The organism is Nesterenkonia sp. NBAIMH1 (genome assembly GCF_007922635.1).
Classification (GTDB): domain Bacteria; phylum Actinomycetota; class Actinomycetes; order Actinomycetales; family Micrococcaceae; genus Nesterenkonia; species Nesterenkonia pannonica.
The window spans coordinates 331,053-349,721 of record NZ_CP042335.1; the positions used below are offsets into that span (position 1 = coordinate 331,053).

Here is an 18,669-nt window from a genome sequence, read left to right on the forward strand (position 1 = left end):
CAGCCCGTCGCCTGTTACTGCTCGGTAGCTTCGCGCCGCTGCAGGACGGCCTGGTACAGGTCTCGGCTGCTGATGCGATGCTCGCCCGCCGGCTGCTCCGCCGCGACCTGCTTAGCGGCATCCTTGAGCCTCGTCCCCTCCTCGCACCGACGCAGCACTACGCTCGCGAGCGCCTCCACCTGCTCCGCCTCGGTCAGCTGAGCCGATCCGTCGTCGCCCGGCGCGGCCCCGGCGAGCACGAGCACCATCTCGCCCTTGATGCCGCCTGCACTTTGGCGCTCCTCCAGCTCACGGGAGAGCTCGCCCAGAGTCCCGCGCAGAACCTCCTCGTAGCGCTTGGTAAGCTCACGAGCGACCGCGGCGCGCCGTTCACGGCCCAGCGCCTGTGCCAGCGCGTCGACGCTGCGAGAGATGCGATGCGGCGATTCGAAGAGCACCGTCGTCCACTCCTCCGACCGGAGGCGGTCGAAGAGCCGCTGCCTCTGGGACTCTCGGCGCGGAATGAACCCGCCGAAGGTGAACGCATCCGTCGCCAGCCCCGAGAGCGCCAAAGCTGTTGTCACAGCCGATGCGCCGGGCGCCACGGTGAATGCCACATCCGCTTCCACTGCCGCTGCGATCAGTCTGAATCCGGGGTCCGAGACCGCGGGCATTCCCGCATCGGAGACCACAAGAATTCTGACTCCCTCGCCTGCCTGGCGCACGAGCTCCTCACTCCGTGCGGCCTCATTGTGCTCATGGAGGCTCACCAGCTTCGCCCGTGTGCTGAGGCCCAGACCGCTGATGAGGTGCCTGGTGCGCCGCGTGTCCTCGCAGGCAATGACCTCAGCGGTGCGGATCAGCTCCCGCAGCCGGTCGGTGGTGTCGGAGAGATTTCCGATCGGGGTGGCGGCGAGCACCACAGGGGTGTCCCACAGCTGGTCGTCGGGGTCGGTGTGGCCGGGGTCGGCCGGAGCGATGCTCATCGAAAGTAGGATACCCACAGTGACAGCTCTGACCCGGTCCCAACCACCCCCGTCCGGGGGCACGGAGGCTCGGCGGCGCGCCCTGTGGGAGCAGCGGCTCAGCGCAGCGCCGTACGTCCCAGGCCTGTGGGGATGGGTCGTGCCGGTGCTGCTGGCCCTGCTGGCCGGTGCCCTGCGGCTGTGGAACCTCGGCAACCCTCGGGCTCTCATCTTCGACGAGACGTACTACGCCAAGGATGCGTACGCGCTCATGACCGCAGGCCACGAGCTGGCCTGGCCGGAGAATCACGATGCCCAGTTCATCGCCGGGGACCCTCGCCCGTCCGATGAAGGCTCCTATGTGGTTCACCCGCCCCTGGGCAAGTGGCTCATTGCGATCGGTCTGAGGATCTTCGGCACCGAGACCGCCTACGGGTGGCGCTTCTCCTCCGCGGTGGCGGGTGCCCTGGCAGTGCTGCTCATCGCCCTGATCGCGCAGCGAATGTTCCGCTCCGTGTTCCTGGGCGGCTTCGCAGGCCTGCTCACGGCGGTGGAGGGCCACCACCTGGTGATGTCGCGCACCGCGCTGCTGGACATCTTTCTGATGCTCTTCGTCCTGGCAGCATTCGGCGCCCTGCTGGCCGACAGGTACAGCACGCGTCGGAGGCTGGCGGAGTGGGCCTCGCGGGATCGTGAGCAGCTCAGCGCTGCTGAGCGTGCGTGGGGGCCCCGGCTGGCCCTGCGGCCTTGGCGCCTGGCCGCTGGAGTCCTGCTGGGCTGCGCCGTGGCGGTGAAGCTCTCAGCCCTCGCCTTCATTCCGGTATTCGGCATCATGGTGGTGCTCTGGGACGTCGAGGCGCGCCGCACCGTGGGAGTCCGGCGGTGGTTGGCCAGCGGTCTGGTGCGTGACGGGCTTCCCGCGGTGGCCACTGTTCTGCCGCTGGCACTCCTGACCTATGTTCTGAGCTGGTCAGGGTGGCTTGCCACCAGCGGCGGGTGGGGCAGAAACTGGCACGAGGAGAACCCCGCTGAGGGGGTGGCGACGCTGGTGCCCGGTGCTCTGCGTTCACTGTGGAACTACCACGCGGCTGCCGCAGACTTCCACACAGGGCTCGAGACAGGACACGACTACGCCTCCGCTCCCTGGACCTGGCTCTTCATGGGCCGCCCCGTCTCGATGCACTATCAGGGGGTCGGGCAGGGTGAGGTCTACGAGCACACCGGAGAGACCTGCGGCGCAGATCGCTGCTCCTCCGCTGTCGTCGACCTCGCCAACCCCCTCATCTGGTGGACCGGAGCGGTCGCCGCTGCCGTTGTCCTGCTTCTGTGGCTCGGACGACGGGACTGGCGCAGCGGAGCTGTGCTCTCAGGCTTCGCCGCAGGCTATGCGGTGTGGCTCCTCTTCCCCGACCGCACGATGTTCTTCTTCTACACGATCAGCTTCCACCCGTTCCTGATCCTTGCGGTGACCATCCTTGCGGCCCTCGTCCTCAGGTGGGGGGACACGACGCGGCCCTCCGTGCGGCAGCGCAACACGGTGCTCGTGTCCTGCTTCACGCTGCTGAGCATCGCCGTCTCGATCTTCTTCTGGCCGGTGTGGACGGCTGAGCTGATCCCCTACGATGAGTGGCAATGGCGGATGTGGATCGACTCATGGATCTGAGCGGCGCCTCTGACAGCAAAGCGGAGGCCCGGCGGAGGCTGCGTGCGCGCAGAGCCCAGATCACCGACGAGGAGACGGCCGAACGGGCACGCCTGATGTCCGACGCTCTGGAGTCTCACGTTGACCCATCGGCCCTCGCTGTCGGCTACCTGCCGTTCGCCGGAGAGCCCGACGTGCTTCCGTTCCTCCGGCGGCATGCTGAGCGTGGCGGAATCGTCGTTCTTCCTCTCACCCCGCACGACGGGAGCCGGGAGCTGCAATGGGGGCGATGGACCCCAGAGACGCCCCTTCGGGAGCATCCCGTGCTGCCTCTGCGCGAGCCCGACATTCCCCCCGGATCAGAGATGAGCCTCGCAGACCTGCCCAGCCTGGCCTCCGGCCCCGTGGCCCTGCTGGTGCCGGCGCTCGCCATTGATGAGTCGGGTGCCAGAATGGGGCAGGGCGGCGGCTTCTACGACACCACGCTCAGCTCGCTGTCGCAGCTGCGCGCCGCAGACCCTGAGCTGAGCTGCGAGGTCATCGGCGTCGTCCACCACGACGAGCTGCTCAGGGCTGGATCGTTTCCTGTGGAGGCCCATGATCTGCGGGTGCAGGCTGCCGTGACCGAGAAGGGCCTCGAAGCGCTGGGCGAGGCATATAATCGGCACTCGGACAATCCGAGTGCTCACACCTAGCGAGAGCCGAGTATGGAGTTTCAATGCCGACGTACGCCTATGCCTGCAAGGAATGCAGCCATGCCTTCGACATCTACCAGTCGTTCGAGGATGATGCCCTGACCGCATGCCCCGAATGCTCGGGGGTGCTGCGCAAGAAGTTCGGCAATGTGGGGGTCGCCTTCAAGGGCGCCGGTTTCTACCGCAACGACGCCCGCGGCGGGAGCTCCGACTCTGCCGGGGCCAGCTCGGAGAAGTCTGACTCCGCCAGCGGCTCCAGCGCCTCGAGCTCCGGCTCAGAGACGTCCTCAGGCGGTTCGTCGTCATCCAGCTCCGCCTCCTCGTCGGCCGCAGCGACTGCCTCCTGATCAGGAGCTTTCCGAGGCCTCGCCCGAGGCGCTGGTGAGAACGAGGTCCAGCCTGCCGCGATATCCGGCCTCGGCGACATCCTCTGCCGTCTGAGCGTCCACCCCAAGGATGACCACATCGCTGCTGTCGGCCGAGCTGCCGAGCCAGGTCTCGTCTCCTCCCTGCGGAACCCAGAGCACCGGCGCGGCGTCGACCACTCGAGCAGCCGCAGACTCGCCCTCGGGCGCGTCCGATGAGGCAAGCACATCGACGCGTTGGCCCGCGGACATGAAGCCCAGGATTGCTGTGTCTGCAGGACGGACAGGAACCGCCACCGTGCCGGCCGGATGGCCCTGGAGAAGGCCCGGGCCCACCAGCTGGGCCGGGTGGAGCACCGCTCCTGCGGGCAGGGGCGCAGCCATCGCTTCCCCCTCGAACGACTCGGCCGTGTGGGCGTACCCTTCAGGCAGCGACCCTGCGTCGACCTGATCCTCCTCCAGCATAGAGGCGCTCAGGAGTTCGCCCGCCGGCACGTCGACGGTGACCCGCACGGCTGTCACCGTGTCCGAGGCCCCGCCCTGCTGGCCCATGAGCACGGCGACCAGCGCCGCGGCCCCCATGAGCAGGGCCAGCGGGGCGCGGAAGCGTCGCAGCGCTCGCGGCACCCCCGATCCGCGCATTCTGCGTCGCACGCGTGGAGGTCTGCGAGGGCTGGGCGAACCGCCTCTGCGCGGTGACGCTACGCCTCGGCGGGCGGGGCTGACCGGTGCGGGCATCGCAGCGGAGCGCACCTGGGGCGCACGCGGCCGGCGCGGCACGAAGGGCATGGAGTCAGGCGCCGCGTGCCGAGCCGACGTGGGCGATGTGCGGCGATCATTCACGCGCGTCCGCGAGCTGGCAATCATGGCTCCACACTGTCGCAGCGTCTGCCGTCACGCGCAGCAGGAACCCGGTTCCTGACGCGACCGGCGCGCCGAGGCGGCGGCACCTGAGTCGGTGGAAGACTCAGCCCCAGTGGGGAGGACGCTCGCGCTTGAGCGCTTCCGCCCGCTCATCGGTCTCCCGCGCAGGCAGGACCGCTTCTGCCGTCAGCGGCACCCAGGGCTGGGACTCCGCCGCTTCCGACTGCCCCGAGGTGCCTGGCACCGTGACGCGACGTCGTCCGCGGCCCGTCCTCCTCTGCCGCTCCCGGCCCTCATCGCCCGTCATCGGCTGAGGTTGCCGCGCTGCCGCGGGCTCAGCCACTGACGCTGCGGCACACGGCTGGAGGAATTCGACGCATCCGCAGCGCCGCCGAATGTCAGCGGGCCGGTGCCGGCGGAGGCGCGGAGTCGAGGAAGTCTGGCACGCCCGCCCTCTGCGAATTCGGGTCCGGACGACAGGCCGACCTTCTCGGCCACCAACTCGGTGATGCGACGCGGATCGGAGAACACCTCGATGGTCCACAGCACCATGCACTCCCACCCGAGGCTCCGGAACCGCTGCGGGATCAGCCGAGAACGCTCGCGGACGGACTGTGCCGCGTACGCGGCGGTGCCGTCCGAGATCATCGCCACCGGTGTCACCTGGGCGGCCGGCGAGATCTTTCGCGGACAGGCGGCCAGGTCCATCGTCCCGCGGAACGCGTCCTCGACACGCCCGCCGCGCGCCCGAATCCGGTCCACCAGGTCCAGCACGAGCGGGTCGGTGAGCTCATCGGAGCCTCTGGCTGCCTCTGAAGAGTCAGTCTGCAGGCTCAGCAGCTCAGGAAGCAGGGCCGCGCCCTGGTCCAGGTCCGTCTCGCGGAGCTCGTCAGCGCTCAGGGACACGACGACCGTCAGCCGGCCCCGAGCCCGTGTCACCGCCTGCGCAAAGTACTCACGCCCTCGAGGTCCGGAGAGCTCGCCGAGCTCTGCTGCCGGCTTGCCCTGGGGCGTTCTGCCGAAGCCCAGGGAGAAGATGACGTCGTCGCGCACGACGGCGTGGGCACGCTCCACCGGCGCCACGACGAAGCTCTCTCCTGTGCCTTCGCCTGCTGCCCCGGCGCCGGATCCGCCCGGGACGCCTGCAGCACCGTGCTCGAAGAAGGACGATGCCCAGGCATGGTTCGCCAGATGCAGCCTGATGGCATCGGCAACTCGCTGGGCGTGCCATGCCGAGCCGGTGACCACGGCCAGGGAGCGGTTTCGATTCCGACGGACGTGTTCGAAGACGAGGTCCACCACTCGGTTGACCTCCGCTGTGGGCGACTCCACCGTCTCGCGGCCGCCTGAGGCGGCTGCGCTGACGTGCTCCACAGATACGCGCCTGCTGAGTCCTGTCAGCTGCGAAGCATCGGGCAGCCGCACGAGGTCGCCGTCGTAGAGCTGGTCCGAGAGCAGCGCAGTGAGCTCCTGGTCGACGCCTCGATGGACCTGGCGCAGGCGGTGCACCGGCAGCACTCTGGCCAGCTCGGTGCAGATCGAGCCGGGAACGTGCGCCTCCGCAGCCCGCGCGATGGGGTCCGCGGACACGGCCAAGGGCTTGGGCGCACCCGAGACGGGGTCTCCGAACGCCACCACCTGATCGGCGCGGGAGATGGCTCCCAGAGCGGCCGGCACGGCGAGGGTCTCCGCGTCGAGGAGGATCACCGCGTCGAAGCCCGGTGCGTCCGCGGAGCCGGCGGGCAGGTGCTCTGCCAGCCCGAGGGGGGACGTCGTCCACAGCGGCACCAGAGGCTGAACCAAAGAGGCCGGAATCTGCTGCAGCGACTCGGCGGACGGCGTTGCGTTCTTCAGCAGGCCGCGCAGCTGCCCCGCCTCTTCAGGATGGTCCTCGAGGGCTGCCTTCCACCGCGTGGCGAGATCGTGGGTGAGCCGCTGGGCCCCGGTGGCGATGTGCGCCGCATCAGCCTCCGCGAACTCCGCCTCGATGGTGCGCAGGTTCTCGCCGGCCGTCATGGCCAGGTACTCGTCGCCGGAGATCATCGCCTCCAGTGCGGACTGCCACCATGCCAGCTCCAGCTCGTCGGCCACCCGGCCGGACTCGACCTCGCGCGAGGCGAAGTCGTCGATCAGCTCCCCGAAGCCCTGCTCACGGAGCTGCTCGGTGAGAAGCGTGCGCTCAGGAAGGGTGTGCAGGGACCGCTCGTCCTCCGCGAGAGCCTCCACGGTCGCAAAGAGCTCCTCGGCAGGCAGGTCGAAGAGAGTCTGCTCGTCCTCACCCGCAGGAGCCAAGCCGGAGACGAGCTTCTGCAGACGGGTCTGCACCTCCCCCACGCCGTCGACCAGGGCGTCCAGCTTGGGCGGCACCTTGGGGAGCGAGTCTCCTTGGGCGTGCTTCAGCCAGCTTTCGCGCTCAGCCTGCACATCGACCAGTGAGCCGTGCAGATCGTTGATGGACACACCGGGCCGGATGTACTCCTTGGCGACCCGGCGCAGCCGTGACCGGTTCATGGAGCTCATCTCCACACCGTGCTGGCGCCTCCACCAGCCGGGCGCGGTCGCCGCGATCAGGTCATGCACGTCGCGGGCGTACACGTCATGGCTGAACTTGCCGAGCGACTCCTGGACCTGCTGGAAGAGCAGGACCTGGGCGTGCCAGTCCGCGAACGAATCCCCCATACGGATGCTTGCGCTGCGGCACGCATTCTCCATCTGGGCCTTCAGCTCCGGCAGCTCATCGCGCAGGTGCTTGACGAGGTCATGCGCGTCCTTCGTCTCCTGCCGGTTGCTCAGACGGGCGTCGAACCATGGGCTGGTGCGCGTGGACTCCGAGAAGGCCCCCAACTCGGCAGCCCGCTTGAGCTTGACTGCCGCGGGCGAGCGCTCGACCGTGTTGTCCAGCACGGAGCGGCGCAGGCGCACCGAGGTGGCCGGGGCCGGATTCAGGCTGGTGAGCGCCGCGAGTGCCTGCATGGCCTGGTATGGAGAGCAGCTCCACCGGTCACGGACCTTGTGCAGGCTCGCGACGTGATCTCTCAGCTGGTGGCGCGCGCTGGTCAGCTTCCTGTGCACCGCCGAGAGGCGAGGGGGCTCGGCTCGTTCGGCCCGTTTGATGGCTCGTATGACCTGATCCCGCAGCGCTGAGGGGTCGGCTGCCGCAGGAACGTGCACGGCCAAGGTTCCCAGCTTGGCGGCGGAGAGGCGCCGGCTGAACTCCGACAGCGTCCCTGTGCGCTCCGCGACCACCAGAACACGTCTGCCGGCCCAGGCCAGTCCGGCGGCCGCGTTGACGGCGGTCTGGGTCTGACCGGTGCCGGGGGGCGCAGAGACGACCACGGACGTGCCGGCCATGATCGCGTCCAGCGCCTCCTGCTGGTCTGCGTCGGCGTCGGTCACGAGCCGCTCGGTCTCGGGGGCACGGTCGTCAGGAGCAGGCATCGCCGCCTGGGCCTCTTCGGCGTCCCGCTGGCCGAGGGGCTCACCGGCGGCCATCGCCGAGATGACGGGGTGGTCGAGGCTCAGCGTCTGCGGGTTGCCGAGGTCGGCGAGGTCGGCGAATGTCGAGACGTAGATCTGGTTCCACACTTGGAGGGACTCGAGGTCACCGGCAGGACCCTCAGCCTGCGTCTGCTCGTCGCTGCTCGCCGCTGAGACGGTCTTCTGGAGCAGCGCCGAGGTGCGCTGGTAGTCGAAGCGCGCCGTGACGTACCCGGCGGCGTAGAACTCCTCCGGGCTGAGGACCACGCCGTGGACGGTGGCCATGTGACGAGCCAGGGCTGGGTTCAGCCGGGCGGGGCCGGTGAACTGCAGGTCGTAGTCGCCGCTGTCGCTTCGCGTCCCCAGGGTGACTGGGATGAGCATGACGGGCGCGGTGAAGGTGGACCCGCCCGAGGCGTCGTGCTCTGTCCACGAGGCGATGCCGCATGCCATGTACCCGGTCTCGATGCCGCGGTCGTCGCGCATCTCGCGGATCTTCGCACGGATGTTGGCCGCGGCCTTCGCCGCGGGGGTGAAGACTGCGGAATCGTTCAGCAGGGTCGAGAGTCTCGTGCGCCTCCCGCCCAGCAGCTGCATCAGCCCGGACGAGTTGGCGTCGGTGAGATCGACTGCGTTGTGCTGCGAGGGCGTGAATCGCAGCATGGTGTCGTTCTCAGTGCCGGTGCCGAAGGATTCGATCCAGCTCAGCACCTCAGCCCCATCACCGCCACTCTCGGTGACGACGTCGTCGACTTCGCTCAACGGCTATTCCTCCCGAACACGGACGCGCTTTGTCCGGAAGGCTACCGTCACTCCCACTCGATGGTCCCCGGGGGCTTCGAGGTCACGTCGAGGGTTACTCGGTTGACCTCCTCCACCTCATTGGTGATCCGGTTGGAGATGCGGGCCAAGAGGTCGTAGGGCATACGGGTCCAGTCCGCGGTCATGGCATCCTCCGAGCTGACCGGCCGCAGCACGATCGGGTGCCCGTAGGTGCGCCCGTCCCCCTGCACGCCCACCGAGCGGACGTCGGCCAGCAGCACCACGGGCATCTGCCAGACGTCCTGGTCCAGGCCCGCCGCCGTCAGCTCCTCCCGGGCGATCAGGTCTGCGGTCCGAAGGATCTCCAGGCGCTCCTCCGTCACCGCCCCCACGATGCGTATGCCCAAGCCTGGGCCGGGGAACGGCTGCCGCTGCACGATCTCTGCCGGCAGGCCCAGTGCGGCTCCCACGGCACGCACCTCGTCCTTGAACAGGGCGCGCAGCGGCTCGACAAGCTTGAACTGGAGGTCCTCGGGGAGGCCGCCGACATTGTGGTGGGACTTGATGTTGGCAGCTCCCTCACCGCCTCCGGACTCCACCACGTCGGGGTACAGAGTGCCCTGGACCAGGAACTCGACCTTGGCTCCCTCGGCCTGCGCCTCCTCGAGGATGTTTCGCTCCGCCTCCTCGAAGGCACGGATGAACTCGCGGCCGATGATTCGGCGCTTCTCCTCGGGGTCGCTGACATCGGCCAGTGCGCTGAGGAAGCGCTTCTTCTCGTCGGCCACGTACAGCTTGGCTCCGGTGGCGGCGACGAAGTCCCGCTCGACCTGCTCGGCCTCTCCTGCGCGAAGCAGGCCGTGGTCAACGAAGACGCAGGTGAGCTGGTCCCCTACGGCCTTCTGCACCAGGGCCGCGGCGACGGCGGAGTCCACGCCTCCCGACAGGCCGCAGATGACTTTCGCGTCGCCGACCTGCTCGCGGATCGCGGCGACCTGCTCCTCCACGATGTTCCCGGCCGTCCACTCCGGCGTCAGTCCTGCGCCCTGGTAGAGGAAGTTCTCTATGACGCGCTGCCCCTGCGGGGAGTGCCGAACCTCGGGGTGCCATTGGACGCCGTAGAGCCGACGCTCATCGTCGGCGAAGGCCGCGACCGGCGCGGCCTCGGAGGAGGCCAGCACCTCGAAGCTTTCGGGCGCCGCGGTGACCGCGTCGCCGTGGGACATCCACGTGGTCTGAAGCTCATCCGTGCCGGAGAGCAGCCCGTGGGGGGCCGTGGTGGCACGGACCTCGGTCTTGCCGTACTCGCGCTGGCCGGTGCGGGCCACCTCTCCGCCCAACGCATGCGCCATGGCTTGGAAGCCGTAGCAGATGCCCATCACGGGGATGCCCGCGTCGAAGAGATCTTCGTCCACTCCCGGCGCCCCGTCGGAGTAGACGGAGGACGGCCCCCCGGAAAGGATGACGGCTGATGGCTTTCGGGCAATGATCTCGGCCGCGGAGAGGGTGTGCGGCACCACCTCGGAGTAGACCCGGGCCTCGCGGACCCTCCGGGCGATCAGCTGGGCATACTGGGCGCCGTAGTCGACGACCAGAACTGTCTGTGCATCATCCTGTGCGCGCTCCCGCGCCGGGGTCTCGAAACTCACCCACGCATCCTATCGTCCGCAGAGCCTGCTGCTCCCCCGGGAACGGCCCTGCTCAGTATCGCGAGACAGCGTCCGGGTTCTCCTTAAGATCCTTGGTCACCAGGCTCGCCACCTTGCGCTCCACGAAGAAGCTGAAGAAGGGGATGAGCCCGCCGGAGATGATCAGGAGCATGCGGGCTGCTCCCCACCGCAGCATGTACCAGAGGCGGAAGCCCGCCACCAGATACACGATGTAGGCCACGCCGTGGGCCTGGGCGATGAGCGTTGAGACCGACCGGGCGTCGACCACAGTGTCCGGACGGTGGAATCCGATGCTGTTGCTCTCGCCGGCCTGAGTGGTGCCTCCGATGTAGATCTCCCAGCCCGGCCACATGTGCCACCCGAAGAGGGACCCGCTGATCAGTATCTTGGCGACCATGATGAGCAGGAAGATGCCGGTGATGAAGGCCATCACGCGGTAGAAGCTGAACGCGCTCCGAATCTGCTCGTGCGTGCCGAGGTAGCGGCGCTGCCCCTTGCCGGGCCGAGGCGGCGGGGTCCCGAGATCGGCGGCGTTCGGCTCAGTTCTGTGCTGCTCAGTCATTGCTGTCCTTCTGCTGTGATGTCTCGGAGGCGTGGAGCGCTGCCAGCTGCTCGGCGCGCCACTTCTCCTCCCACTCTCGGTCGAGCCTCTCCTCCTCGAGCCTCCGAAGATGAGCGTCCTTGACCAGTCGCCACCACATGAAGAAGGCGAAGCCGGCGAAGAGCGTCCATTCCAGGGCGTAGAAGAGGTTCAGCCAATTGATGTTCGAGGTCTCCGGCTGGGTGTCCACCCACACCTGCTCCAGCCCCATCGACTCGGGCTCCACGACGTCGCCCGCGAACTCCATGTCGAAGGCGACCACGAAGCCGGAGTAGGAGTCCTCCTCCCACAGGTTGATGAGCTCCGCGGTCGAGAGGGTCGGAAGGCCGCGGGGCGGCAGGCCCTCGCGCGAACCGGGGCCCGGCGCCTCGGGCGGCAGCAGGCGCCCCTGGGCGCTCAGCTCTGGGAGGCTCTGCCCCTCCGCAAACTCGTCGGCCTCCGCGGCCCACTGGGGGTCGTCGGTCCATCCGAGCACCAGCGGTATGACTTCGCCGTCGGGCGCACCGTCCACGCGCATCGCGGCCACGACCCAGTAGCCCTCCTGCTCACCCTGGATGCGGGAGGCGATGAGCGCCTGAGTGTCGGGGACGATCTCGCCGTCCAGGGTGACGATGCGGTCCGCCTCGTAGATCGTCATGCTGCGCTGGGGCTCGTAGACCTCGGTCAGCGCCACGGGCGTGTTGAGCTCTTCGGTGCTGACGATCTCGTCCTCGCTGCGTGACTCGCCGAACTGCCACGCCGACATGACCACAAAGACGGTCGCCAGCAGCAGCGCGAGGATCAGCGTTCCGATCCATTTCGGCTGCAGGGCGGTGTGGAGCACCCGTCGATTCTACGCGCGCACGCTCCTTCACTTCTACACGCGGTAGAAGAAGGGCCGGCGCCGTTCTGCGGCTCCTCGATTTCGGGTATCACGCCCCCGGTGCCAAGATGGGCCTATGCGGCTGGATCATGTCTCTTACGCAGTTGGACCCGACGGGATGGACGCCACGGTGGCCACCATCACCGAGGCTTTGGGCGTGGAACGCGTCAAGGGCGGAATTCACCCCCGGTTCGGAACCACGAATGCGATCATTCCCCTGGAGAACTGCCAATACTTCGAGATTGTGCAGGTTCTGGACCACCCCAGCGCGGACAAGGCACCCTTCGGGCAGGCCGTCCGCAACAGGTCACAGGTCGGCGGAGGCTGGATGGGATGGTGCGTCGCCGTCGATGAGCTCTCCCCGTTCGAGGAGCGCCTGGGACGCAAAGCCGTTCCGGGAAACCGCAAGTTCCCCGACGGCCAGGAGCTGACGTGGGAGCAGATCGGCATCAAGGGGCTCATCGCTGATCCCCAGGTGCCCTATCTCCTGCGCTGGGACGACGGCACTGACCACCTGCACCCCTCCCGCGCATACGAGAAGGACGGCCTCTCCCCCGAGGCGCGCCTGACCCGACTCTCCATCGCCGGCTCCCGGGAGCGTGTGGCCGACTGGCTGGGCTCCCCCGACGCAGACCCCTTCGACGACGTCGACGTGGAATGGGTCGCCCCCTCAGGCACTCCCGGCCTGATGAGCGTCACCTTCCAGACGCCCAAGGGCGAGGTCACTCTCTGAACCCATGGCGTTCTCCCTGAACACCCAGACGGTGGGCGACGACGGCGCCCCCGTGGTGTTTCTGCCCGGCCTCTTCGGCCAGGGCAAGAACTTCTCGACGATCGCGAAGAGTCTCCGCCCGGAGCTGAAGTCGGTGCTGGTCGATCTGCCCAATCATGGGGACTCGGACTGGACCGAGACCTTCGACTATGTCGAGCAGGCCGATCTGATCGCCGAGCACCTGAAGGACGGCATTGCCGCCCAGGGGCCGGTGGCCCTGGTCGGACACTCCATGGGCGGCAAGACCGCCATGGTGCTTGCCCTGCGGCACCCGGACCTGATCAGCCGCCTCACCGTCGTGGACATATCGCCGGTTGACCGTCCGGAGATGGATGAGTTTGAGCATCTTCTCGACGCGCTGCTCGGGCTCGACCTCAGCGAGACGGAGTCCCGCAGGGACGCCGACGAGCAGCTGAAGGGCCCCATTCCCCAAGACATGGTGCGCGGGTTCCTGATGCAGAGCCTGAGCACCGGCAGCGACGGGCTCCGGTGGAAGCCGAACCTCAGACTGCTGCGCGAGTCCCTGCCTGCCATAGGAGGGTTCCCTCAGATGGAGGCTCAGTACGACGGCCCGGTGCTGTGGATCGCCGGGGCGGAGTCCGATTATGTGGACAGCGATCAGCACGGTGATGCCATGCGCGAGCTCTTCCCCCGCACCCGCCTGTTCACGGTCAAAGACGCCGGCCACTGGGTCCACGCCGAGCAGCCCGACATCTTCACTGAGATTCTGAAGGGCTTCCTCACGGCCGACCGGTAGGTCTGGATGCCCGCCCCATCAGGCAGCGCACCTGCTCCGGAGCCTCTACGCACGCTTCTTCTCGGACTCAGCCCCCTTCTCCCTGGTTCGGCGGCGCTCGTCCACGGACTTCTTCAGGGCCTCCATGAGATCGACGACGTTGCCCTCGCCATCATCATCCTCATCGGTCTCGCCGAAGGTCGCCTCGGTGTCGATCTCCTCACCTGACTCGAGCTTCTCCTCGATGAGGGTCTGAAGCTGGTGCTGATACTCGTCGGTGAACCGCTCCGGCTCGAAGTCCTCCGAATAGCTCTCCACGAGAGACTCGGCCATCTCCTGCTCCTTCTTCGACACCCTGGAGTCAGGTATGTCGAAATCGGGCTCACGCAGCTCGTCCGCCCAGCGCAGACCCTGGAGCACGATGACGCTGTCACGGATGCGCAGGACGCCCAATCGCGTCTTCGAACGCAGCGTGAATGTCACCACGGCCACGCGATCAGCCGCATTGAGCGTCCGTCGAAGGAGAACGTACGCCTTCGCGGACTTCCCTGCAGGCTCGAGGTAGTACGACGTGTCGAGCACCATCGAGTCGATCTGGTCCTCGGGCACAAACTGCTCGACCGATATTTCCTTGGAGTCGTCCGCCGGCAGGTCGGAGATCTCATCCTTCGTGATGACCACCGACTTCTCACCGTCGTCGTATGCCTTGTCGATGTTCTTGTAGTCCACCGCCTCGTCGCAGACTTCGCACCGGCGCTGGTACCGGATGCGCCCGCCGTCGGCGTCGTGCACCTGGTGCAGGGACACATCGTGGCTCTTCGTCGCCGAATACAGCTTCACCGGCACAGACACCAGGCCGAATGAGACCTCACCAGACCAGATCGCACGCACCGGAGCAGCTCCTTCATCATCACGTCAGAAATCTTAGGAAGAATGGCACCGGCACCTTGATGCTCAGTGGAGGATCCGTGGGCCGACGCTGAACAGCCCTGCCGACCGTCCCCGCTCAGACCTGCCGGCATGCTCGCCGTCCCGGATCAGGGGGCAGAGCCCTTCGTCTGCTTGAGCCGACGGCGCTCGCTCTCGACGTCGTAGTCCGCCGCGGGCCACTTCAGGCCGAGGTCGGCGAGCGCGGCGATCAGCAGCTCCTGCACAGCAAGCCTCGAGTACCACTTGCGGTCCGCGCCGATCACGTGCCAAGGAGCGTGATCGGCATCAGTGGCCTCAATGAGCTGCGCGTAGACATCCTGGTACGTCTGGAACTGCGTTCGGGCATCAGCGTCAGAGGGGTCGTACTTCCAGTGCTTGTGCTCACGGTCCAGTCGAGAGAGCAGGCGCTCGAGCTGCTCATCCGCCGAGATGTGCAGCATCACCTTGACGATGACGAATCCGCGGCGGACGAGCTCCTGCTCGAAGAGCTGCAGCGCCTCCGTGCGCCCCTCCAGGTCCTCCTCGCCCAGAGTTCCGCTCACTGCCGGAACGAGGACGTCCTCGTAGTGGGAGCGGTCGAACACTCCGACGTGGCCGGGCTCCGGAAGTGCCGCGATGATCCTTTCGAGGTAGTGCTGACGGGTCTCCTCCTGCGTCGGCCTGCCGAACGCGGCGACGTCGACGCCCAGCGGGTCCATCGCCCCTGCGACGGAGGAGACCATCCCGCCCTTGCCCGAGGAGTCCATTCCTTGGAGCACCAGCAGGACCCGAGGTCCGCGCTCCACGGCCTCGAGCGCCTTCTCGACGTCTGGGGCGAACAGCTTCTCGCGCCGCTTGGCCTCCTTCGAGCTGCGCCGCTTCACCCGCGCCGCTATGCCCTTCTCCACGGCACGGCGCTCCTCCTCCGGGGCGGCTGCCACATGGGCCCACAGCAGCTCCTGCAGGTCGGCCAGCAGCTCGCCGCGCTGATCCAGGAGCTTCTTTCCGGAGGATTTGCCGCCCTCAAAGCCTCTGCGCCGACGGGTCGGCACCTCAGCCAGATCGAAGGGGGTGCTGTACTGACCGGGTCTCCAGAGGTCGCGCGGATCCTCGGCGAATGGCTGACCTTTGTGCGCACGCGGCCCACGGACTCCCGTGAGCTCTGCGTGCAGCGCAGACTCGCTGACTGGCATGTCGACCTCATTCCTTGCTTATTCTCAGTAGACGCTCAGGTGAGAATCCCACTCTGGGCTAGACACTTCGTCCCTGAACTCTGGAAACCGCCTGGGAGGCAGCCGATGGCCACGGGCCGACAGACCGTCAGCGTGGACGGAGGTCAGCTGCGCGTCACAAGCCTCGACAAAGTCCTCTACCCGGAGGACGGCACGACCAAAGCTGAGGTGCTGGAGTACTACCATGCGGTCGCCCCGGCCATGCTTCCCCTGCTGGCCGGACGGCCCGTGACCCGCAAACGATGGCCGGACGGCACCGGGGGCGGGGACTTCTTCCGGAAGAACCTGGAGGACTCCGCACCCGAGTGGGTCAGGGCGGTCGACGTGCAGCACTCCGACCACGTGAACACCTACCCCCTGGCAGACTCTGCGGCGGTGCTGGCCTGGTTCGCGCAGGTCGCCGCACTGGAGCTCCACGTCCCCCAGTGGCGGGCTGATGAGGGAGCGGATGAGCCTCAGCCTCCCGGCAGCATCAACCCGGATCGACTCGTGCTGGACTTGGATCCCGGGTCCGGCGCCGCACTGGCGGAGTGCGCCCAGGTGGCCCGATGGTGCCGAGACCTTCTCGACTCCATGGGGCTCCCCTCCGTGCCGGTCACCTCAGGGTCCAAGGGCATCCACCTCTACGCTGCACTGGATGGGGCCTACACGTCAGCGCAGGTCTCAGAGGTCGCGAAGGAGCTGGCCAAGGCCCTGGAGAAGGACCACCCGGACCACGTCGTGTCCGAGATGCCCAAGGCCAAGCGCAGCGGCAGGGTTCTCATCGACTGGTCTCAGAACAATGCGAACAAGACCACAGTGGCCCCCTATTCGCTGCGCGGCCGCGAGCGTCCGTGGGTGGCCGCGCCCCGCACCTGGGACGAGCTGGAGGACCCTGAGCTGAGGCACCTAGACCTCCACGACGTGATGGACCGCCTGGAGCGCGGACTCGACCCCATGGAGGAGTTCGCGACAGGCTCCGCGGGGGCACCGGAGGACACGCTCACCGCATACCGCTCGATGCGCAGCGCCGACAGGACCCCCGAGCCGGTTCCCGAGGCGCGCCCCGAGCCGCGCACCGGAGACCCGATCTTCGTCATTCAGGAGCATCACGCTCGTCGGCTGCACTTCGACACCCGCGTGGAGCACGGCGGCGCACTGGTCTCCTGGGCCGTTCCCAAGGCCCCGCCGCTGAAGCAGGGAGCCCAGCGGCTCGCAGTCCAGACCGAGGACCACCCCATCGAGTACGCCGAGTTCGAGGGGACCATACCCAAGGGCCAGTACGGTGCCGGTGAGATGACGATCTGGGACCGCGGGACGGCGCAGATCGAGAAGTGGGAGCCCGGGAAGGTCGTCTTCGTGCTCCGCGGAGAGCCCGACGGCGGTCTGGGCGGGACTCCTCGTCGGTACGCGCTGGTGAAAACCGGCAAGGGGAAGGACGACGACCAGTGGATCATGCGGCTCACCAAGGATCAGCCCTCGAAGGACGGGAAAAAAAGCCGCGAGTCTCCGGAGAAGCACCGTCGCGCTGAGCCGGCACCCTTTCCCCGGCCGCTCCCCTCCCCCATGCTCGCCTCCCTCGGCAAGCCCTCCGACATCAGGGGCGAAGGCTGGGTGTTCGAAGCGAAGTGGGACGGGTACCGGGTCATCGCCGCCGTCGACGAATCGGGTGAGGTCCAGCTGCGCAGCCGAAACGGCCATGACATGACCTCCACGTTCCCCGAATTGGAGGAGCTGGCCGAGGCAGCCCCGGTCGGCACCGTCCTGGACGGAGAGGTGGTCGCCCTGAACAGCCGCGACCGTCCCGACTTCGGACGGCTGCAGAAGCGCGGAAAGCTCACCGCGCCGCGGGAGGTCGAACGCGCCGCCCGAGGCAACCCCGTGCATTACATGGCATTCGACCTCCTTCATACGACGAAGCACGGCGACCTCCAGGGAGAGACGTACGCACGACGCCGAGAGCTGCTGGCTCAGGTGCTCAGTCCGACACGGCACGTGCAGCGGCCCGACGACCTGGGCGAGGACCTGTCCCACGCCATGGAGGTCTCCCAGGAGCTGAAGCTCGAGGGAGTCGTGGCCAAGCGCATCCAGGATGCGTACGACGCCGGTCGGCGCTCCGAAGGGTGGGTGAAGCTGAAGCACGCCCAGCACGCCGACCTGGTCGTCGTCGGCTTCCGCAGAGGTGCAGGGAGTCGGAGCTCCACCTTCAGCTCTCTGCTGGTCGCAGTGAAGAACGATGACGGGGACCTCGTATACGCCGGGCGAGTGGGCACCGGCTTCTCGAACAGTGAGCTGAAGCGGCTCAGGACCACGCTGAACGGCCTTACCCGCAAGACGCCGCCCCTCGAGGATGTGCCTGCCGAGGACAGCGCGGACGCAGTGTGGGTGACCCCCACCCTCCGCGCCGAAGCGTCCCACGCGGGATTCACACAGGACGGACGTCTCCGCCACGCCGCATGGCGGGGCCTGCGCTGAGCGCCGAAGCATAGGCTGACCCCATGGAGATCAAGGATTCCGACGCCGACTACCCCGTGACCCACCGCAGAAGCCTGGCTTCGACGCCCATCTTTGAGGTGATCGAAGACCGCTTCGATCTGGGCGGCGAAGAGCTCACCCGCGGGTACGTCAAACACTTCAGCGCCGTCGCTGTCCTTGCGCTCAACGAGGACGACGAGCTGCTGCTGCTGCGTCAGTACCGGCACCCCGTCCGCCAGCTCCTCTGGGAGCTTCCCGCAGGCCTGCTGGACGTCGACGCAGAGTCCATGCAGGCTGCGGCGGTCCGTGAGCTCGCCGAGGAGGCCGACATCAGGGCGCATACCTGGCAGACCCTGCTTGACCTGCACGTCACGCCGGGCATGAGCGACGAATCGACCCGCATCTACCTCGCCCAAGGCCTTGAAGACGTCCCTGAGGCCGATCGCCATGCCCGCCAGGGCGAGGAGGCCGAGATCGTGCCCAGGTGGGTGCCGCTCGACGAGGCCGTTCAGCTCGTCCTCACCGGCGAGCTCCGGAACAACCTCGCGGTCACCGGCATCCTCGCGCTGCAGGCCGCCCGTTCGCAGAAACAGAGCCTCCGGCCCTGGGACGCTCCGTTTCGCAGCCACCCGCGCAGCATCCAGCCGTAGTGCGCAGAGAGGACGGGGGCCCGTGGGGGCTCCC

Annotated in this window: 16 protein-coding genes; 7 read left to right on the forward strand and 9 right to left on the reverse strand. The window is 67.8% G+C overall.

The window, feature by feature from the left end; translation table 11 throughout:
• Nucleotides 1-14 precede the first annotated feature (14 nt).
• On the reverse strand, nt 15-965 hold the full coding sequence (gene rsmI, locus FS388_RS01520; RefSeq protein WP_210410215.1) for a 16S rRNA (cytidine(1402)-2'-O)-methyltransferase: 951 nt from the start codon (nt 963-965) through the stop codon (nt 15-17).
• Between the two features lie 19 nt (nt 966-984).
• Between rsmI and FS388_RS01525 the strand changes: the two genes are divergently transcribed.
• From FS388_RS01525 to FS388_RS01535, 3 genes are read left to right on the forward strand one after another with little or no spacing between them, the layout of a single operon-like run.
• Entirely contained in the window at nt 985-2,607 is a 1,623-nt protein-coding gene (locus tag FS388_RS01525; RefSeq protein ID WP_246836258.1) for a dolichyl-phosphate-mannose--protein mannosyltransferase, read from the forward strand.
• Nucleotides 2,577-3,281, forward strand: coding sequence for a 5-formyltetrahydrofolate cyclo-ligase (locus FS388_RS01530; RefSeq protein ID WP_146339038.1), 705 nt, complete (start codon nt 2,577-2,579; stop codon nt 3,279-3,281). The genes FS388_RS01525 and FS388_RS01530 overlap by 31 nt, the downstream gene beginning before the upstream one ends.
• A 23-nt stretch (nt 3,282-3,304) precedes the next feature.
• Complete coding sequence (locus FS388_RS01535; protein WP_146339041.1) at nt 3,305-3,628, forward strand: FmdB family zinc ribbon protein; 324 nt, start codon at nt 3,305-3,307, stop codon at nt 3,626-3,628.
• Here FS388_RS01535 and FS388_RS01540 read toward each other — a convergent pair whose 3' ends face one another.
• The 6 genes from FS388_RS01540 to FS388_RS01565 all read right to left on the reverse strand — a co-directional run bounded on the left by FS388_RS01540 (nt 3,629) and on the right by FS388_RS01565 (nt 11,843).
• On the reverse strand, nt 3,629-4,273 hold the full coding sequence (locus FS388_RS01540; protein ID WP_168198556.1) for an RcpC/CpaB family pilus assembly protein: 645 nt from the start codon (nt 4,271-4,273) through the stop codon (nt 3,629-3,631). It abuts the gene before it with no gap.
• Between the two features lie 340 nt (nt 4,274-4,613).
• Nucleotides 4,614-4,817 carry a hypothetical protein gene (locus FS388_RS01545; protein ID WP_146339045.1) on the reverse strand — a complete coding sequence of 68 codons (204 nt, stop codon included), beginning with the start codon at nt 4,815-4,817 and terminating at the stop codon, nt 4,614-4,616.
• On the reverse strand, nt 4,814-8,749 hold the full coding sequence (locus FS388_RS01550) for a DUF4011 domain-containing protein (RefSeq protein ID WP_146339047.1): 3,936 nt from the start codon (nt 8,747-8,749) through the stop codon (nt 4,814-4,816). The genes FS388_RS01545 and FS388_RS01550 overlap by 4 nt, the downstream gene beginning before the upstream one ends.
• A 47-nt stretch (nt 8,750-8,796) precedes the next feature.
• On the reverse strand, nt 8,797-10,398 hold the full coding sequence (gene guaA / locus FS388_RS01555; RefSeq protein WP_146339049.1) for a glutamine-hydrolyzing GMP synthase: 1,602 nt from the start codon (nt 10,396-10,398) through the stop codon (nt 8,797-8,799).
• Nucleotides 10,399-10,450: 52 nt separating this feature from the next.
• Entirely contained in the window at nt 10,451-10,981 is a 531-nt protein-coding gene (locus FS388_RS01560; RefSeq protein WP_146339051.1) for a DUF3817 domain-containing protein, read from the reverse strand.
• Complete coding sequence (locus FS388_RS01565) at nt 10,974-11,843, reverse strand: SURF1 family cytochrome oxidase biogenesis protein (protein WP_146339053.1); 870 nt, start codon at nt 11,841-11,843, stop codon at nt 10,974-10,976. Before FS388_RS01565 ends, FS388_RS01560 begins: the two co-directional genes overlap by 8 nt.
• 115 nt (nt 11,844-11,958) lie before the next feature.
• On the opposite strand from FS388_RS01565, the gene FS388_RS01570 reads away from it, so the two are divergent.
• Both FS388_RS01570 and FS388_RS01575 read left to right on the forward strand, forming a co-directional pair.
• The gene (locus tag FS388_RS01570) at nt 11,959-12,615 is read left to right on the forward strand and encodes a VOC family protein (protein WP_146339055.1); all 657 of its coding nucleotides are present in this window, start codon (nt 11,959-11,961) and stop codon (nt 12,613-12,615) included.
• A 4-nt stretch (nt 12,616-12,619) separates the two neighbouring features.
• Complete coding sequence (locus FS388_RS01575) at nt 12,620-13,411, forward strand: alpha/beta fold hydrolase (RefSeq protein WP_146339057.1); 792 nt, start codon at nt 12,620-12,622, stop codon at nt 13,409-13,411.
• A gap of 45 nt (nt 13,412-13,456) precedes the next feature.
• On the opposite strand, the gene FS388_RS01580 is transcribed toward FS388_RS01575, so the two are convergent.
• Both FS388_RS01580 and FS388_RS01585 read right to left on the reverse strand, forming a co-directional pair.
• On the reverse strand, nt 13,457-14,281 hold the full coding sequence (locus FS388_RS01580; protein WP_146339059.1) for a Ku protein: 825 nt from the start codon (nt 14,279-14,281) through the stop codon (nt 13,457-13,459).
• 146 nt (nt 14,282-14,427) lie between these two features.
• Nucleotides 14,428-15,492 carry a PPK2 family polyphosphate kinase gene (locus tag FS388_RS01585; protein ID WP_146339061.1) on the reverse strand — a complete coding sequence of 355 codons (1,065 nt, stop codon included), beginning with the start codon at nt 15,490-15,492 and terminating at the stop codon, nt 14,428-14,430.
• Between the two features lie 105 nt (nt 15,493-15,597).
• On the opposite strand from FS388_RS01585, the gene FS388_RS01590 reads away from it, so the two are divergent.
• Together FS388_RS01590 and FS388_RS01595 are read left to right on the forward strand one after the other, a co-directional pair.
• Complete coding sequence (locus FS388_RS01590; protein ID WP_146339063.1) at nt 15,598-17,985, forward strand: ATP-dependent DNA ligase; 2,388 nt, start codon at nt 15,598-15,600, stop codon at nt 17,983-17,985.
• 23 nt (nt 17,986-18,008) lie between these two features.
• Nucleotides 18,009-18,635: an NUDIX domain-containing protein gene (locus FS388_RS01595; RefSeq protein WP_146339065.1), complete on the forward strand. Its 627-nt coding sequence runs from the start codon at nt 18,009-18,011 to the stop codon at nt 18,633-18,635.
• The last annotated feature ends 34 nt before the right edge of the window (nt 18,636-18,669 follow it).

Bases quoted from the DNA above. Each gene is read 5' to 3' on its own strand.
- rsmI (WP_210410215.1), bottom strand. From the start codon at position 965: ATGAGCATCGCTCCGGCCGACCCCGGCCACACCGACCCCGACGACCAG.
- FS388_RS01530 (WP_146339038.1), top strand. From the start codon at position 2,577: ATGGCGGATGTGGATCGACTCATGGATCTGAGCGGCGCCTCTGACAGC.
- FS388_RS01535 (WP_146339041.1), top strand. From the start codon at position 3,305: ATGCCGACGTACGCCTATGCCTGCAAGGAATGCAGCCATGCCTTCGAC.
- FS388_RS01545 (WP_146339045.1), bottom strand. From the start codon at position 4,817: ATGACGGGCGATGAGGGCCGGGAGCGGCAGAGGAGGACGGGCCGCGGA.
- FS388_RS01560 (WP_146339051.1), bottom strand. From the start codon at position 10,981: ATGACTGAGCAGCACAGAACTGAGCCGAACGCCGCCGATCTCGGGACC.
- FS388_RS01570 (WP_146339055.1), top strand. From the start codon at position 11,959: ATGCGGCTGGATCATGTCTCTTACGCAGTTGGACCCGACGGGATGGAC.
- FS388_RS01575 (WP_146339057.1), top strand. From the start codon at position 12,620: ATGGCGTTCTCCCTGAACACCCAGACGGTGGGCGACGACGGCGCCCCC.
- FS388_RS01585 (WP_146339061.1), bottom strand. From the start codon at position 15,492: ATGCCAGTCAGCGAGTCTGCGCTGCACGCAGAGCTCACGGGAGTCCGT.
- FS388_RS01590 (WP_146339063.1), top strand. From the start codon at position 15,598: ATGGCCACGGGCCGACAGACCGTCAGCGTGGACGGAGGTCAGCTGCGC.
- FS388_RS01595 (WP_146339065.1), top strand. From the start codon at position 18,009: ATGGAGATCAAGGATTCCGACGCCGACTACCCCGTGACCCACCGCAGA.